This is a genomic window from Methylobacterium sp. WL6, assembly GCF_008040095.1.
In the GTDB taxonomy this organism is placed as follows: domain Bacteria; phylum Pseudomonadota; class Alphaproteobacteria; order Rhizobiales; family Beijerinckiaceae; genus Methylobacterium.
Window position 1 is genome coordinate 1 of the sequence record NZ_VRVH01000609.1, and the last position, 942, is coordinate 942.

1 protein-coding gene is annotated in these 942 nt (G+C 73.5%); it reads left to right on the top strand.

Annotated features, from left to right (window positions below):
* Window positions 1-117: 117 nt before the first annotated feature.
* A partial coding sequence (locus FV230_RS28730; RefSeq protein ID WP_147844779.1) for an ATP-binding cassette domain-containing protein occupies window positions 118-942 on the top strand: 825 nt, incomplete at its 3' end.

Below are 942 nucleotides of genomic sequence, written 5' to 3' on the forward strand. Positions count from 1 at the left end.
CTGCCGCACCGAGGCGCCGCCGCTCGTCCAGGCCGCCGGCGCCGCGCCCGGCCACCTCGTCGCGGCCTGGTACGACCTTCCGGCGATCCTGGCGCGCGAAGCGGAGGAGGCACGGTGATGCGGGCCCCGGACTATCCGATCGTCTCGGTGCGCAACCTCTCGAAGCACTATCCCCTGCGCTCGTGGTGGGGCGGCAAGGCCTCGGTGTTCCGGGCGGTCGAGGACGTCAGCTTCGACATCCGCGCCGGCGAGACGCTGGGGCTCGTCGGCGAATCCGGCTCGGGCAAGTCGACCATCGGCCGTGCCGTGACGATGCTGAACCCGCCGACCGCGGGCACCGTCGCCTTCGAGGGCACGGACCTCGCCAAGCTCTCGCCGCGAGCGATGCGCGGCATGCGCGCCCGCATCCAGACCGTGTTCCAGGACCCCTACGCCGCGCTCAACCCGCGGATGAGCGTCGGCGACTACGTCTCCGAGGCGTTCAAGCTGCACCGGCCCGAGATGGGCCGGGCCGAGCGCCGCGCGGCGGTGGCCGGGCTGTTCGAGCGGGTCGGGCTGGAGCCGCGCTTCGCCGGGCGGTTCCCGCACCAGTTCTCCGGCGGCCAGCGCCAGCGCATCTGCATCGCCCGCGCCATCGCGCTCAAGCCGAGCTTCATCGTCGCCGACGAGCCGATCGCGGCGCTCGACGTCTCGATCCAGGCGCAGGTGGTCAACCTGCTGCAGGACCTGCAGGCCGAGCTCGGGCTGTCCTACCTGTTCATCTCCCACGACCTGCGCATGGTGCGCTATCTCTGCCACCGGGTCGCCGTGCTCTGGCGCGGCCGCATCGTCGAGCTGGCCGAGAGCGACGCGCTCTACGACGACCCGCGCCATCCCTACACGCGGCGCCTGCTCGGCGCCGTGCCGGTGCCCGACCCGGCCGCCGAGCGCGCCCGCCTCGCC